Origin of the sequence: Capnocytophaga leadbetteri (assembly GCF_003054025.1) — a bacterium.
GTDB lineage: Bacteria > Bacteroidota > Bacteroidia > Flavobacteriales > Flavobacteriaceae > Capnocytophaga > Capnocytophaga leadbetteri.
In genome coordinates this window covers 519644-536228 of sequence record NZ_QBKG01000001.1, presented here as the reverse complement: position 1 = coordinate 536228, position 16585 = coordinate 519644, and the positions used below count along the sequence as shown (strand labels likewise).

Genomic DNA, 16585 nt, shown 5'->3' with positions numbered 1-16585 from the left:
TTGGTCGCTAATAAAAAAATAATTATCTTTGCCTCTCAAAATAAATTCAATATGAATAAACCCGCTACAGAAGAAAGTTTAGAAATAGTAAAGAAAGTCCTTACCAAATATTTGGAAGACAACGCCCACAGAAAAACCCCTGAGCGTTACGCTATTCTAAAGGAAATTTACGAGTTTAATGACCACTTCGACATAGAGACCCTCTATGTGAATATGAAAAACAAAAAATACAGAGTTAGCCGCGCCACCCTCTATAACACTATGGAGCTGCTACTCGAATGCGGGTTGGTGCGCAAACACCAATTCGGGCAAAACCAAGCCTATTACGAAAAATCTTACTTCGATAAGCAGCATGACCACGTGATTCTTACCGATACAGGCGAAATCGTAGAGTTTTGCGACCCCCGCATACAAACTATTCAGAAAACTATAGAAGACGTGTTCGACATCGATATCACTCACCACTCTCTTTACTTCTACGGAACACGCAGAAAAAAAGAAAACCAAGAAGAAGAGAATAATACTCACGAAAAATAAGCGTAAAAAATGGCAGTAGATTTATTATTAGGTCTTCAGTGGGGAGACGAAGGTAAAGGAAAAATTGTAGACGTACTCACACAAGGTTATGATATTATAGCGCGCTTTCAAGGAGGTCCTAACGCAGGGCATACCCTTGAGTTTAATGGCATTAAGCACGTGCTACACACTATCCCATCGGGTATCTTCCACCCTACTTCTATCAACATCATAGGCAATGGTGTGGTGATAGACCCTATCATCTTCAAAAAAGAAATTGATGGGCTCGCTCCTTACAACGTGCCTCTCAAAGACAACTTGCTCATCTCGCGCAAGGCACACCTTATCCTGCCTACTCACCGCCTCCTCGATGCCGCTTCCGAAGCCTCTAAAGGGAAAGCTAAAATAGGCTCTACCCTCAAAGGCATAGGTCCTACCTATATGGATAAAACAGGGCGCAACGGCTTGCGCGTAGGCGATATTGAGTTAGACGATTTCGAGGTGCGCTATCGCAACCTTACCGACAAGCACCAAGAGATGCTTGCTAACTATAAAGTAGATATACAATACAACCTAAAGGAATTAGAAGCTGAGTTTTTCGAGGCTGTGAAAGTGCTCAAAGGCTTCCAACTAATTGATAGCGAAGAGTATCTGTACCAAGCCCTAAAACAAGGAAAGAAAATATTAGCCGAAGGGGCGCAAGGTTCGTTGTTAGACATCGACTTTGGTACTTATCCGTTTGTTACCTCGTCTAACACCACGGCTGCTGGTGCTTGTACTGGCTTAGGGGTAGCCCCTCGCAGCATAGGCGAAGTGATAGGCATCTTCAAAGCCTACACCACCCGCGTAGGTAGTGGCCCTTTCCCTACCGAACTTTTTGACGAGGCAGGCGAAACAATGACTCAAGTAGGTCGCGAATTTGGGGCTACTACCGGTCGTCGTCGCCGTTGTGGTTGGCTCGATTTGGTAGCTCTTAAATATGCCGTGCAAGTGAGCGGCGTTACCCAATTGGTAATGATGAAAGCCGATGTACTCAGCGGATTCGATACCCTAAAAGTATGTACTTCATATCTCTATAAAGGAAAAGAAATCAAGCATTTACCTTATAATATAGAAGAGCAAAACGTTACCCCTGTTTATACCGAACTCAAAGGGTGGCATCAAAACCTCACCGATATTAAAGACTATGCACAGCTGCCTAAAGAACTGACAGACTATGTAGATTTCTTAGAAAAAGAATTAGAAGTACCTATCAAAGTAGTGTCGGTAGGCCCAGACAGAACCCAAACCATCACAAGATAAAACATTAAAAAAGCGTAATAATAAAAATATTACGCTTTTTTATTTGTTTTTTATTGAAATTGTTGTACATTTGCGGAAGTACAATACTATCGTAAAGCTATGGAAAAGACAGTTAGAAAATTTTTAGACACCATACTCGATACTGCCACTCCCCTAATTGCCACACTCAATAAGGGGGCTGATGATGCACAAGTAGCCGAGTTTGAGCGCGAAATGGGGGTAACCCTACCTCCAGATGTACGCCAATTATACCAGACATTCAACGGACAAAAGAAAGGTAACAACGATGTCTTTTTTATAGATGAATTGCGCTTTCTCCCTCTGAGTGAGATAAAAGAAGCCCAACAGCAGTGGCTACAGCATTTAGAGAAAGTACCCAACTGGCAAGACCTCAAGTTTGACGAAGAAGAAGCTATCGATATGTATTGGGATGGGGTGATAAAAAACCAGTTCTACAATCCTAAATGGTTGCCTTTCCTCACCGATGGGGTGCGCTACATCTTTATTGACTTAGACCCCGACAAAAAAGGAATTGTAGGGCAAATAGGCGAGTTAGAACTTTCTGTAGATTCTATAGAAGATTCTTTTATGGATATACTCAACGAGTCGATAAGCGAATGGCTCGAGTCTATTAATGACGATTTAGAAGAGAATCTTATCTATTACGACCCCGATTTGCATTCGTTAGTCGATAGTTTTGTTTTTGATGAAGAAAACGTTATGTCCAATATATTTGCTCCTACCCCCGACTATGTGTCAGAAGGCGGCTCTAACGTATATAACTATTCTGAAAAAGACCAAAGCGACTTCGTTATTCCAGACCGTAGCTGTGTGTATATGGATGAGATTTGCGAGCATTTCGAGAAGTATATCGGTACGGTAGATAGCGTATTTCACGAGATTGTATCAGAGTATGTACATATCGATGTGCATTGGATAAAGCCAACGGCTGAGCACCCTTATCACGTGCTTTTCACCACTGGTATGAGCGACTACCCTATGTACCTGCCCGAAGGTTTAGACGACCCCAATAGCTTTAGTCACGCCGAGCTAATGGTCTATCTCCCCGCTGACTGGCAAATAAGCGATGAGGCTTTTAAAGATAATGATAATTATTGGCCTGTATATTTCTTAAAGATGATAGCGCGTTTTCCTCACCAGTACAAAACGTGGATGGCCGAGGGGCACACTATCCCTAATGGCGAATACGCTGAGCCTATCGCTAATACCGAGTTTGGTTGCATCTTGCTAATGCCGCCTTATCTTTCAGCTCCAGAAGAGTTTCTGAGGTTGGAGACTAAAGACGGTACGCTTATCAATTTCTACGCGCTAATACCTATTTATCCAGAAGAAATGGATTTGAAATTAGAAGAAGGAGTTGATACGCTTTTAGAGCTGTTAGACGAGAACAATATCACCGAAGTAATAGACATTCACCGCAAAAATGTAGCCTTAGAATAAACAACAACTTTAGCCCAAAAAAGAAACCGATGAGAGCGTTGCTCTCATCGGTTTCTTTTTAGTATTTCAGCTAATATTTTCTTAGCTCGCAGCAGGGTTATTTTCACATTGCTCATAGTACTGCTCATCTCTTCGGCTATCTCTTTATAACTCTTCTCTTGCAGATAGCGCAACTGTATAGCCGTTCGGTAAGGGTCTTTCAGCTGCTTGATACATTTAAGAAGATAGTCAAACTGTTGTTCCATTATCAAGCTATCTTCTATAGTAGGTGACTCATCTGCTATGCGTTTAGATTCTTTTTCTTCTGTATCTAAGTGCAGTATGGGTTCACTCTGCCGCCTAAGTAAGTCGATATGAATATTTTTAGAAATAGTGATGAGCCAAGTACGAAAAGAGTATTGCTCATCAAACGAACTAATTTTATCAAAAGCACGAGCAAAAGTCTGCACCGTGATGTCTTCAGCTTCTGCTTCACTACCTACGCGCTTAAGCTGAAAATTATAGACGTCTATCCAAAACTCATCAAGCAACCAGCTAAAGGCTCGTTGCTTTCCATTTTTGGCTTCGGCTATTCTCTCTGCGAGTAGGTCAGACATTGGCTAAAAAAATAAATTATTTATTACGGCATTCTTGTTCATCAGGCATACGTCCGCAAAAGCTGCAAGGCTCACCTTCAGGGTTCAGATGAGGATTCTGACTGGCACAAGTACCAGCAAACTTACCTCCTTTCTTACCCCAAATTTTGATAGCCATTCCGCCTACACAGAGCAGCAATATACCGATAGTAATCAATATTAATTTCATAGTGTTTTTATCTTTTAAATCATTATTTCAAGTTGAATAGGGTATCTACTGCAGCTACTCTCTCACAAGTAAAACCTTCCGCAAAATCCGTACCAATAAGCCTTCCAAGGTCTCGGGCACGATAGGTTACGCTATCTAAGAAGTTGCGGTCAGAGATAGGCGTAGTAGGCTCGTTGCTACTGCTATCGTAAAACTGCGAACTATACGCTAACACAGCATTCACTTTAGCTTCCATAAAGCCAGTAATATCCACTACAAAGTCAGGTATTATATTTTTCCATTGTATATAGTGGTATACCACCTTAGGTCGCCAAGCACTTTGGGCTTTGTCATCAAGAGTAGTCTCAATACGGCGCAACCCACTAAGGAAACAAGCATCACTCACAAGTTTACTGCCTTTGCCGTGGTCGATATGGCGGTCATCTATTGCATTGCAGAGTACTATATCAGGCTGATATTGACGTATCTTCTTAATAATTGCTAACTGATGAGCCTCATCATTCACAAAGAAACCATCTCTAAACTTCAGATTCTCGCGTACCGCTACTCCTAATAGTTCTTTGGCTTTAGTAGCTTCCTGATAGCGTATTTCAGCACTTCCACGTGTGCCGAGTTCACCTTGCGTTAGGTCTATAATACCTACTGTTTTGCCTAAGCTAATTTCCTTAGCAATAGTACCTCCCGCTCCTAATTCCACATCATCAGGATGCGCCCCAAAAGCTAATATATCTAATTTCATATTATTACTTGTTAATTGTTTTTCGTATTTCTTCAGCTATTTTGTCTAACATCTCATACCTATTACGATAGAGAGAACGTTTGCTTGATTTAATTTCTTCTATTGATTTGCGTGGCATTTCAATAGGCAATTTAAACCATCCTTCTTTATCAGGAGTCCCATCAGCTTCTTTCCATAAAGTATCGTAACTAAAGCTGAGTTTGTGCAACCATTCTATATGAATAAAATGTTTTTTGTTATGCGCCTGAATTTTACTACCTACGCCATATAAAGTAGTGCACCCTAATTGCCTGCTGAGCTCTTGAATGATAAATATCATCAAAGCTTTAGGGCGAAGAGCATACATTTGTTTTTGTAACTCCTTTATTGCATTTTCAGATTCGGTATTTTTATTGCCCTGCACACAACCTATACAGCATACCCAGTCTTCATTTTCTTTATCAATCAGAAACGAAGCTTCACAGATAGCCTCTTGATAACTATCACAATGTAGCGAGACTACTAACTCTCCTTCCTTGCGATAACGGTTATTATATCCCAAGTAGATTTGACCTTTTTCGTCATTATATTTCATTGTGAACTCAGCTAATTTAACAGGAATATCCGTTTCTAGCATACGTTTCAGCAGAGGTCGTCGTTTGATAAAAGCATAACAACTCAGTAGGGCATTCATTCGTTGTTGCTTTTTCCATCTTGTAGACATATACACCCTAAAAGGCTTAAAATAGATACGTGGTCGATGCGAAAGCACCCATTTATACTCTTCCGATTGTATCAAGCTAAACCATTTTTTAGCAAAAGGAATATCTAATAAGAGGTGAAAATATATCTTATTAAGCTGTTTTCTTTGGTATTTAACGGTTTCATTAGCAAAGCCACATTCTGTGAGCTTCTTAGCTCTGCAAAATAACTCCTTTATCGTCATTGGTTAGTAAGTATTTCCTTATCAGTTAGTAATCATCTCTTTATACAATCCTGTTTTCCACCCTTGCTGTTTTACAAAAGTGAGTAGACTATCAAAACGTGCAATCATCTTTTCTCCCGAATTGCGCATCACATAAGCTGGAAAGTTAAACTCTTTTTGGTGCAAATCTGTAAATTCCCAAGGATGAAAATAGAGAGCTGCATAGCCTATACTTCTCACACTTTTCTTCAACAAAAACCTGTATAGCCAAAGAGGTAGATTGTGAAAAGAGAGCCAAAAGAGCGGAAACCTAAACCAACTTACCGCTGTAGGTATCTGCCACAAACCATTTTCGTAAAAAAAACGCTTTGGTACGTATAGTTTATTATATCTACCAGGCAAAAAAGTAGGATTAACCGATGAATTATATCTATAACCTGCTTTTTTCACTTCTTCAGCACTCACTTCAAGCATTCGAGGCATACGAAGTCCTTCTACAGTAACCCCAAACTGCTGTTCTAACGCTTCTTTTGAACGCTTTAGATGCTCATTTTCAAAGTCGGAATGGTAGTAAGTATGCGATGCCAACTCATGTCCCTCTTCTATCAGCCTATTGATAAGGTCTGGCACTTGTTGTGCAAATACTACTGTCGAAAAGAAAGTAGCCCGCATTTGGTGCTTTTTAAGTAGGTCTAATATAGCAGTAAGCCCCTTGCGCGAAATGGCTATTTGTCGCTCAAAAGCAATATCGTAGCCATACTCCTTAGGCATATCAAACTCTTCTATGTCGAAACTTAAATAAATCATAACAATTGATAATCAACAAACTTAACTCCTTTCTTGAATGATATAAGCAGGACGTGCTTTGGTTTGCTTGAATATTTTTCCTATATAAATACCTATAATCCCTAAAATGATAAGCTGTAGCCCCCCAAAAAAGACAATCGTCATTATCAGTGATGCCCAACCTGATATTTCAGTACCACTCACAAAAGCATATATCACATAGGGTATGTAGAGCACCGATAAAGCCGAAAAAGCAAAACCTAAAAACACCGCAAAGTACAAGGGTTTCACGCTAAATGAGGTCACCCCCGTTGTAGCCAAGTGTAGCATCTTCTTTATTGTATATTTGCTTTCTCCAGCAAACCGTGCTTGTGCTGTGTAAGGTATATAGCACTGCTTAAAGCCTACCCAAGGCACTATTCCTCGTAAGAAAGGTTCGTTCTCTTTCATAGAGCGAATGACCTCTACCACCGATTGGTCTAAAAGTCTAAAATCAGCTGAACCTTCTTTTATTTCGATATCCGAAAGCATATTCAGCAACTTGTAAAAGTGATGCGAACTCTTTCGCTTCTTCTTAGGAGTATCAGGAGGATAAGTACGAAGCGTTGCCACCACTTGGTTGCCTTCTTCCCAACGCTTCACAAGCTCTGGAATAAGAGCAGGAGGGTGCTGCTGGTCGCAGTCCATTGAGATAACAGCATCAGCGAACGAGTGGTCTAACCCTGCCTTTACCGCTAATTGATGACCAAAGTTGCGCGAAAACGATAAGTATTTCACTCTTTTATCCTCTTCTGACAGCTTTTTGAGTACTACGAGCGAATCATCACTACTACCATCATTTACAAAAAGTAGCGTATAGCTATACGCTGGTAGCTTTTCAGCAAAAACTCCCTTAATAGCCTCATATAGCGGACGTATATTTTCACTTTCGTTGTAGCAAGGTACTACAATTTCTATTGTTTTCATCATTTTTAAATTCTAAAAAGCACATCTCATACACTATTGCCAACCATATAAGTGCTGGAGGCACTGCCCGCAGCGAATATCTGATAATATAAGGCTCTTTCAAAGGCTTAAATATATCAGTAGGCGACAAAGAGGCTAAAATAGCTAGTACTAATAAAACAATTTTTAACTTAATAGGCAGCCTACTAACTACAAACCACACCCCAATCCCCACATAAGCAATAACATAAGTACTATTTTCAGTACCTGTGCTAAACAAACACAAGAAAATACTCACAGAAGCTAATAACAGCAGTCTAAAATCTGTATTTTTATACTGTTGAATGCGCAAATATGGCAGAGCAAACAGCCCTAAAGCAACTGCCAATATCACTAAATTATTATCGTAAATACCGGTGCGCTGCAAAAATCCTAAAAGAGAAAGGTTTTGCAGGTTGTAAATAGTCGTATTTAGGTTAGAGACGTTTTTTTCGGCTAACGAAGCATACCACTCATAATACTGCGAAACTATATAATCGGGCGATGAATAGAGCATCGGCAAGCACAAAAGTAGCACTAACCAACCTATCCCCGACGCTATAAAGCGCCATTTATCTTTAGCAAAAAAGAAAAATGCCAACCCTACTACCCCATATAACTTAGTGAGTAGCCCTATTACTATAAATAAGGTTGCCCAATGGCTCTTGCCGCGCTGTATAAACACAAAAGCACCTACCAAAAAGGCAATAATGCTTATATTGAATTGCTGCATTGCCGCTGCTGTATACATATCGTGTGCTGCAATAAGCAGTACCCCGATAATAGCTGACTTAGGCAGTGGTAATTGCCTAATAGCCCAATACAAGAAAGCTGCATTTGCCATTATCCACAAACTACAACCTACCGATTTGGGCAATATAGCAAAAGGAGCTATAATAAGGCTAAAGAAAGGACCATAATGGTTAGTGTCAAAATATTCTTCAGGATAAGGCACATACAAAGGCAATTGCTTAAGCGTATGCCAAAATACACCATCAAAAATAAGATAGTTATTAAACTGTCCTCTTATAAACACATTTTGCACTATTGTAGCTAACGCTAAGCCAAACCATAATATGGTTACAAAACGATAATCAGCAACAATTTTCTTCAGCATCACCTTTCCTTTTTTACTTTTCAATCCATTGTATTACCTCTTCACTCGATGGCAAAGTACGCGGAGCGATAACCTTTTCAAGTCGCCCATCTTTGCCTATAAGATACTTCTGAAAGTTCCATTGTACTTTCGAGTCTTCCACCCCATTCTTTTCTTTGTGAGTGAGGAACTGATACAAAGGGTGCATCTCTTTGCCTTTTACTGATATTTTGCTCATCATCGGAAAGCTCACCCCATAGTTAATACTACAGAAAGACGCTATCTGCTCATCGCTACCAGGTTCTTGTCCCAAAAAGTTGTTAGCAGGAAAGCCAATGATCACAAAATCCTTGTCTTTATATCGCTCATAGAGAGCTTCCAGCTCTTTGTACTGAGGGGTAAGACCGCATTTCGAGGCTGTATTTACTATCATTACTTTTTTGCCTTTTAGAGTAGATAAATCAAAAGGCTTACCGCTAATATCAGTCACTGTAAACTGATAAATAGTCTGATTGTCAGAAGGTTTCTGAGCTTGTGTCGATGTCATTGTCATAACGAATAAGATAAAAGTGAAAAAGAGTCGTTTCATAAGTGATTTATTATTTTGAGGCAAAGTTACGCAAAATGATTGAACTTTCAATGAAAAAGATTATATTTGCCAAAAAATAATCACTATGTTTTCAGAAAAAGCCTTTAAAATATTCGAAGAAAGCATCGCTCACTATCACATAGCTGACGATGTGTACCAGCCTTTCACCAATCCCTATCCGTCTACCGACTTACTAAACCACTTGCTTTATCGCAAAAATTGGATTGACACCGTGCAATGGCATTACGAGGATATCATTCGCGACCCGCACATCGACCCTATAGCGGCTCTCGACCTTAAGCGCAAGATTGATGCCTCTAACCAAGACCGCACCGATATGGTAGAGTATATTGATAGCTATTTCTTAGATTTTTACAAGGAAATAAAACCGCTACCTGAGGCTACTATCAATACCGAAAGCCCTGCGTGGGCAGTTGATAGGCTTTCTATCTTGGCGCTCAAAATTTATCATATGCAAGAAGAGGTAAACCGCCCCGATGCCACCCCAGAACATCGCGCTAAATGCCAAGAGAAACTAAATGTACTGCTCGAACAGAAAAAAGACCTTTCAACGGCTCTCAATCAGCTTTTAGACGATATCGCCGCAGGTCGCAAGTATATGAAAGTCTATAAACAAATGAAGATGTACAACGACGAGGAGTTAAACCCCGTACTTAGAGGAAGTAAATAAGAGATAATAAAAACTGCCCCAAACTATTCTGAGGCAGTTTTTATTATCTGTAGGCAACACATAGGTTTATTAGATTAGCGACTAATCTTCGTAGCCACATAGCTTTCTTCCTTTTTCTTTTGCCTCTTCTAAGGTAACTTTTATAACTTGCTTACTACATTTTTGCAAGCCTTTGCAGTTGGGAGTGTAATGATATGCTTTGCTACTAGGTCCATTACAAACATACACATACATAGTAGCCATATTACTTGAGTAAGCCATCGCACTTACTAATAGAATAGTAAAGGCGGAAACGAGTTTTGATATAAAGGATTTCATAAGATTATTTTTTTTATTCAATTACTTAATCATCTAATTACTTTGATATTGTTATTTCCCTGATTAATGCTAATATATTCTTCTACCCAACTTTCAAAAATAGGATCTCCTGGATAGTATTTTTGTTTTAAGAACATATCATTAGGTTTGTTAAGTTGTATATAAAGTGTATCCATAGCTCTTGTAAGAGCCATCAATACCCAAGTAGTAGCATACATTATTTTTCGCATCTCATTAGTTAAATCATTTCTTTTTTCATTTAACAAATATCTTTCCGCTTTTTCATCCCCATATTTACCATAAAAGAAATCATTAAGAGAAAAACAGCATACTGACCAAGCTTCTAAACCTCTACACGACTCGTAATGCATTATACGCATATCCTCAAAAGAAAAAATTGGGTTACTTTTGTCACGAGTGGCACTATAACAATGTATACCTTTATCTTCTAGAATAGGAAGCAAATACCAATCTGCTTTTTTTTCAGAAATATTATTCTCTTCAATATAATTATTTTCATTTATCTTTATTACACTCCCATATTGATGAAGGGAAAAATCTTTTTCACCTTCAGGCATAATTAGAGTTAGTATGCTCTCATATGTACTATTATGATTTAGTTCTCCTTTCTTTTGAAGAGTGAGAAAAAGTTCGGCTATATCATTATTAGGAGTTCTAAAATCAAATATTATTTGCCCCTGATCTTCAGAATCCAGAGGTTCTAAATTAAAATCCTTAATACCTCCTTTTTTAGCTATAAAATTACAAAAGTCAATAACTGCAGCTTTAGTTCTTAAGGATTTCTTTTTTAATGTATGAGTAGTTATTATTTCTGGACTTTTCCAATTACAAAGTTTTCCATAACGCACAAGTTGTTCTTGTCCACCATTAGCTATTGCTATTGCCTTTCCTTTAAAAAGATAAAACAATAGTTCTTTTTCAATGTTTTCACAATCTTGCGCCTCATCAATACATATCACATCATATTTACAAAAAAAAGATTTTTTTTCGTCTATTAAACATTTATAACTATTAAAAGGAATTTTTCCATTTTCTACAAGAAATTTTCTTTTACTTTCAATTGCTAAAGAATCATTTAATAACTCATAGCTATTACCTACTTTATATTTGTCATAAAACTCTTGAGGATTTAAAAAAACTTTGAATAAAACCCGAAGAACTTCTTCGTAATCTTTAAAGAAAAGAATAGAATCTTTGTTTTCTGAAAAATATAGATCTTTAACTGCTTCTTTTTTCTTCTGTATAAAGTTTTCTATATTTTCTTCCTTTAAAATTTCCTGTATATTACTATGATTAAAATTAGTATATTCAATAGCATACGAAGTCTCTGTTTCATTTAATTCTTTATGATTTTGAAAAAAGGTCTTCAATATATCACCTTCTTTCTGGTATACTCTATTAATAGTCAATAAATTTTCAATATGATTTAAATTGTTTTTCAATACCTCATATACTTTGGCCATACTGATCTTCAATACCTCTACTATTTCTTCATATCTTTTCTGACCTATTAATTTTATAACCCCTATTTTTCTACAAATATTAAAGAAAAAACTATGAAATGTAGTCACTACAATATTTTTCTGTGTATTTTCTCTTTTATTATTTTGTAACAATAAAGAAATATCATAAACCAAAAGTTTGTTGTAAGTAAGAAAAAGTACATTCTTATTTTGCTTTAAGCAATATTGTGCTATAGAAATCAAACGATTAGTTTTCCCTGTGCCTGCTTTTCCTTCTATACTAATAAGTTTTTTTACTTCAATTTCTTCTCTAAGTGTTCTTATGTTATAGATTTGATCTGTTAGAAGGTCTATTTTCTTTTTGGTCAAATAGCCATATTTACTATCTTTTGCTGCTTGAGTTATAATTTTTTTAATATCATTATCAACTACCAGACCAAACACCCCTTCTTCTTTCCACTTAGAGTAAGAATTAAAATATTTTTCTTCTTCATTTTTCCAAAAATAATAGTTCAAATTTTCAAAAGTAAAATAGTTAGCCACTAAATAGTTATTGGTAACATGCCTTGTCGATTGGTTTTTTATAAAGATTAAAGGATTTATGTATAAGTGCTCTAGCTTTTCAAGCTCTACTTTCTCTTTTAAATAGGTTGATAACCCATTTTTTAAGGCATTAATTTCAGTTGAAAAATCAAGTTCAGCATTTTCGGTGTATATGATCTCACCTTTTTTATCTCTTATATAAATTTGATTGTACTGATAATCTGTTATAAACTTGATAGGAATAATTTGGTTATACAAATACTTTGTATAGTTCTTATCTTTCCTCACTATATAATAATTCCCTTGAGTCTTTTCTACAACAATAATAAGCAATAAATCTATATTTATAAGATTTGATATTAGCACAGGAAAGTTATTTAAAAGGAATATTTTGATGTTTTTACAAGTGTTATCTAGATCTTTCAAAGTCTTGTATACACTTTGTTCAAAAACATTATAATCAAAATAGGGACATCTACCATTAATAGGAATAATTTCTATAGCCATATTGTTATATTTTTAAATGAGATTATAACTCTGCAAAATTACTATTTTTTTAAACTTATAAAAACATAATACTTGAAAATTTAGAATTATCTGCTAAAACTATTTTTCTTCGTTTCTTTTGATGCCCCAAAGGTAAACTAAAAAGGAATTCCATCTTCAGAGTTGCAATTTTGCAACTCATAAACATAAGTATTGTAATGGTAAAATACTTTGTTATAGAATTCAAAAAGGTCTTTAAAATCTTCAGCTTCAAAATAAATGTTGATGCTTTCGTCACCTGATAGAGGTATTTTGTAACAGGGATAAGGTACAAATAGCATATTGAGTGAGAGCATTTTATTTCCTATGGCAAAAATATCCTTATAATGTTTCTCTATTCTTTCAAAATACTTTTGTAACGATGTTTTATCATTTTTGATAATCTCAAACTCTTTTAAGAGTTCTTGATATATAGTAAGGTGATAAGACATAAAAAACTTTAAGGTGTCATAGATCTCAATAAACATTCCATCATAGAGGTATGTATTATCATAACTATATTCCCTAAGCCATTGCTGTAAGAAACATCTATCTGAAAACGATCTTTTTATGAGTTCTGAAATTGCTTTCTCATCTTTTAATTCATAAATCTTATCAGCCCCAATAGCTTTTTGTCTTTTCAAAAGGATTTTATTTTTAAGGCTAATAAAACGGCTATACTCCTTTAAATCTATACCTAAGAAAAGTGCTCTTTTAAGCCAATAGAATTCTCTCCCTTCATTAGCAGTTTGGCAAGGATAAAGGGAATATCTTCTACCTTGTGCATTATAAGCATCTACTAACAAAAGGACTATAGCTCTATGATTTTCGAGGTTAGCAGCTTGTATAAGCCAATAGAGTCCTTCGGGATAGATGCTTTCATTGTAAAATTTCTCACCTAAAAATAACATAGCCTCTACATTACCTGATTGGGCTTCTTTTTCAAGATAGGATATGATTTTTTTATCAATAAAATCAATATTAATTAAAAAATCTAATGCTTTTTTATCTCCTCTTTTTGCAGCCTTTTCTAACCAATAGATAGCTTTTTCTCTATTCTGAGGCATATATTGTCCATCTGTATATAATTTTCCTAACTCTCTTTGTGCTTTTATACTCCTATTTTCTGCGGCATTAATAAGCAATTTAATAGCCTTATCTATATTTTGCTTTACTCCTTTCTTAAGATAGGTGAGTGCTAACTGATATTGTTTTAACGCTTCATTTGGCAGTAACAAAACAGGTTTAGGTAGTTCTATTTCCTTTGTAATTTGGAAAAAAGATGGCTCACAAAAGAAAGTAGAAATTTTATTATAGAACTCAAAAAAATCTTTAAAATCTTCATTGTCAAAATATATTTTTAGACTTTCAAGAGGAGATAAGTCAAGTTCATAATAAGGGGTAGAGGTATGAAGCATTTTTTGAGTTTGAAGTGTTTTCATCACTTTAAAAATGTCTGGGTAGCGTTGTTGAGTCGTAACACACCATTGTTGAACTTCCTCTATACCCTTTAAATGGTCAAAATCGATTGATAATTGCTGAAAAATTGTTTTATGATAGATACATTTTTTAAAGAGTTTCGAAAGATTATTAATAGTAGATTTTTGTTCTTCTTCATCATCATTAGACTGATAAAAAGTATAATAAATTTGCTGTACTTTTTTTGTGTCGGTTAAGCTTGTAGAATCAACTGATTCGTCATAATAAGCATCTGTAATAAATGTCATAAGAGTATCAATAGCAAAATCTTCTTCATCGTAATAATAACCCCCATTATCTGAAAGCCATTGTTTTATAAAGTTTATAGTTAAAGGACTGTTATCCCTAATAGTTTTTATAGCTGTATAATCAATACTGCTATCGAAAAAAGAATCAGGATCTATTTCTTTTTCAAGTAGAAAAACAGCTGTCTTATTAGGAGCGATATGTTTTCTTTTTAAATCAATACCTAATGAAAGTGCTTTTCTGACCCAGTAACAAAGATTTTCGAGATTACAATTATATTTTTCATATTTATCATTATAGATTCCTATCAATTCTATGATTGCTTCTTCATAATCTTGCTCGGCACTTTTAGTTAACCACTCTTCTTCTTCTTCAAAATCAAATTTTAAAAAGTATAATTTTCCTATGCTATATTGAATTTTCGGATTATTAGTTAAAGTAGTTTTTTCTAACCAAGAAAGTATTTCGTTTTCATCCAAAAAAGGTTTTTCATCTGATATAGTAAACCTTTTACGATAATCTCTTCCAATAATCCTGCTACGATGATCTCTTCTAATAAGCTCGATGAGATAAGTAGACAACTTATCTTCTACCTTTGTATAACCTTGTTCTGCAGCTTCTTTTAACCAATAGAGAGCTTTTTTCAAATCCTCTGCTACAAATTCTCCTTCAGCATATAGTACTCCTAAACGGCATTGAGCTTCTGCATTACCTTTTTCGGCTGCAAGGGTAAGGAGTTCTATAGCTTTATATATATTTTGCGTATCACCTTGTTCTAAATAGAAAAGGGCGTTTTTGTATTGTTCTACAGAGTTATTTTCTTTCATAATTGATAAAATTTTTATTGGACAAAGATAATGCAAAATAATAAGACTTACAGAGAGTTGCAATATTGCAACTCTAAAAAGACTATGGCAGTATGTTCTTCCTACACCAAGGAATATATCTTATCTCCTTGTTTTCAGGGTCAGACACTATACAGTAATGTAAGGCAATTTCAGGATAAAGTTGTTCACAAAAACAGGCTTTGATACGAGAGATATGGGTAGCAATATTGGCAGGAGAGTTGAGCAAATCGTCTATGCTTTTCACCATCTTGTTATAGTCGTTTTGGTTTGAAATAGCCAAGTAAAGTTGCCTGAGTTCTTCTCGATATTTAGACAACTCACTAAGAGGAATACCTAAAGGATGTCGATAAAACAAGGCGTAAAAGGCTTTGGTAAGATGGCTCAGTTGTATCTCCATATTAAATTGAGACAATAGAATTCGATAATCACCTGTAATTTCCAAACGACTTAACACTTTAGTATCACGAATAGCTTGCTCTCTAAGGAACTTATCTAATAAAGGTAACGCCAAGAAGAGTTGTCCTGTAGCTCTGAGTTGTTCCAAGTTGTCAATGATGATTTGTATACGCTCTTGCGTAGAGGGGTCAAAGTTTTGTAGTTGTTCCTTTAGATCTTCGTGAAAAATATGTGCAGGACAAACATTACGACGACTACAAGCCTCGAAAATTTCTCTATTTTTTTCATACTCAAAATACTTATCGATTGCCTCCACCACTTGAGCGACGCCAAAATCATTAAAATCATCTGTATCTATTGAATCTTCTGGGACATAAATTGTATTGATAGTATGTATAAGTATACTCTCTATATCATAACTCACTACATATTCAGGCATATAATCTCCAAAAACCACAAATCCTGCTGTTATTTTATCAGAAAAAAGAGAGTGAATCCAGTTATAAAATGCTTCTATTGGCCATTTTTTACCATTGAATTGAGGGAAATAATATCCTAAAGTGTTACTAAGTTGGTCAGTAATAGACCTTTGAGGATAGAGTAGTTGTAATTGATAGTGTTGATGCTGTCCTTGAAAAGGAACTACATCAGAAAAAAGAAGATCTGCATTTTTTGAAGCAAAATACAGTACATAATTTCCGTCATAAGGAAAAAGAAACTGAGCGTATTTCTTAGCTAAGGAACTAAAAATACCAGTAGTTTTAGCTTCATAAACCTGATATCTTTTGTCTAAAAAATCGGAGAGAGTTTTATCGGTTGTTTCCATTGGTTTTATAAGTTTAGGGCACAAATATACAACAAAAAACTGCCCCAA

General features: G+C 35.8%; 16 protein-coding genes. 4 read left to right on the top strand and 12 right to left on the bottom strand.

What is annotated here, in order from left to right:
• The first annotated feature begins 51 nt into the window (after nucleotides 1-51).
• From C8P65_RS02605 to C8P65_RS02595, 3 genes are all read left to right on the top strand, one after another.
• Entirely contained in the window at nucleotides 52-537 is a 486-nt protein-coding gene (locus C8P65_RS02605) for a Fur family transcriptional regulator (RefSeq protein WP_107781041.1), read from the top strand.
• 9 nt (nucleotides 538-546) lie between these two features.
• Nucleotides 547-1818, top strand: coding sequence for an adenylosuccinate synthase (locus C8P65_RS02600; protein ID WP_107781039.1), 1272 nt, complete (start codon nucleotides 547-549; stop codon nucleotides 1816-1818).
• A gap of 99 nt (nucleotides 1819-1917) precedes the next feature.
• Nucleotides 1918-3279, top strand: a complete 1362-nt coding sequence (locus C8P65_RS02595) for a suppressor of fused domain protein (RefSeq protein ID WP_107781037.1) — start codon at nucleotides 1918-1920, stop codon at nucleotides 3277-3279.
• Nucleotides 3280-3323: 44 nt separating this feature from the next.
• Here the strand turns inward: C8P65_RS02595 and C8P65_RS02590 are convergent, their stop codons facing one another.
• The 8 genes from C8P65_RS02590 to C8P65_RS02555 are packed head-to-tail and all read right to left on the bottom strand — an operon-like array spanning nucleotide 3324 to nucleotide 9139.
• Complete coding sequence (locus tag C8P65_RS02590) at nucleotides 3324-3875, bottom strand: RNA polymerase sigma factor (RefSeq protein ID WP_009388708.1); 552 nt, start codon at nucleotides 3873-3875, stop codon at nucleotides 3324-3326.
• Nucleotides 3876-3891: 16 nt separating this feature from the next.
• The gene (locus C8P65_RS02585; RefSeq protein WP_095913238.1) at nucleotides 3892-4083 is read right to left on the bottom strand and encodes a membrane or secreted protein; all 192 of its coding nucleotides are present in this window, start codon (nucleotides 4081-4083) and stop codon (nucleotides 3892-3894) included.
• Between the two features lie 22 nt (nucleotides 4084-4105).
• Nucleotides 4106-4822, bottom strand: a complete 717-nt coding sequence (gene bshB1 / locus C8P65_RS02580) for a bacillithiol biosynthesis deacetylase BshB1 (RefSeq protein WP_107781035.1) — start codon at nucleotides 4820-4822, stop codon at nucleotides 4106-4108.
• A gap of 4 nt (nucleotides 4823-4826) precedes the next feature.
• Nucleotides 4827-5747, bottom strand: a complete 921-nt coding sequence (locus C8P65_RS02575; RefSeq protein WP_107781033.1) for a VirK/YbjX family protein — start codon at nucleotides 5745-5747, stop codon at nucleotides 4827-4829.
• Nucleotides 5748-5768: 21 nt separating this feature from the next.
• Nucleotides 5769-6533, bottom strand: coding sequence for a polysaccharide deacetylase family protein (locus C8P65_RS02570; protein ID WP_107781032.1), 765 nt, complete (start codon nucleotides 6531-6533; stop codon nucleotides 5769-5771).
• A gap of 21 nt (nucleotides 6534-6554) precedes the next feature.
• Nucleotides 6555-7478, bottom strand: coding sequence for a glycosyltransferase family 2 protein (locus C8P65_RS02565; protein ID WP_107781030.1), 924 nt, complete (start codon nucleotides 7476-7478; stop codon nucleotides 6555-6557).
• Entirely contained in the window at nucleotides 7435-8613 is a 1179-nt protein-coding gene (locus tag C8P65_RS02560; protein ID WP_107781166.1) for a glycosyltransferase family 87 protein, read from the bottom strand. The genes C8P65_RS02565 and C8P65_RS02560 overlap by 44 nt, the downstream gene beginning before the upstream one ends.
• Nucleotides 8614-8626: 13 nt before the next feature.
• The gene (locus tag C8P65_RS02555; protein WP_170069072.1) at nucleotides 8627-9139 is read right to left on the bottom strand and encodes a glutathione peroxidase; all 513 of its coding nucleotides are present in this window, start codon (nucleotides 9137-9139) and stop codon (nucleotides 8627-8629) included.
• 127 nt (nucleotides 9140-9266) lie between these two features.
• On the opposite strand from C8P65_RS02555, the gene C8P65_RS02550 reads away from it, so the two are divergent.
• The gene (locus tag C8P65_RS02550; RefSeq protein ID WP_107781026.1) at nucleotides 9267-9872 is read left to right on the top strand and encodes a DUF4254 domain-containing protein; all 606 of its coding nucleotides are present in this window, start codon (nucleotides 9267-9269) and stop codon (nucleotides 9870-9872) included.
• An 81-nt stretch (nucleotides 9873-9953) separates the two neighbouring features.
• Here C8P65_RS02550 and C8P65_RS02545 read toward each other — a convergent pair whose 3' ends face one another.
• From C8P65_RS02545 to C8P65_RS02530, 4 genes are all read right to left on the bottom strand, one after another.
• Nucleotides 9954-10190, bottom strand: coding sequence for a hypothetical protein (locus C8P65_RS02545; RefSeq protein ID WP_107781024.1), 237 nt, complete (start codon nucleotides 10188-10190; stop codon nucleotides 9954-9956).
• Nucleotides 10191-10219: 29 nt separating this feature from the next.
• On the bottom strand, nucleotides 10220-12724 hold the full coding sequence (locus tag C8P65_RS02540; RefSeq protein WP_107781023.1) for a UvrD-helicase domain-containing protein: 2505 nt from the start codon (nucleotides 12722-12724) through the stop codon (nucleotides 10220-10222).
• Nucleotides 12725-12861: 137 nt separating this feature from the next.
• A complete protein-coding gene (locus C8P65_RS02535) occupies nucleotides 12862-15294 on the bottom strand; it encodes a tetratricopeptide repeat protein (protein WP_107781021.1) in 2433 nt (810 codons plus the stop codon).
• Between the two features lie 82 nt (nucleotides 15295-15376).
• On the bottom strand, nucleotides 15377-16537 hold the full coding sequence (locus tag C8P65_RS02530; protein WP_107781019.1) for a hypothetical protein: 1161 nt from the start codon (nucleotides 16535-16537) through the stop codon (nucleotides 15377-15379).
• Between the last annotated feature and the right edge of the window lie 48 nt (nucleotides 16538-16585).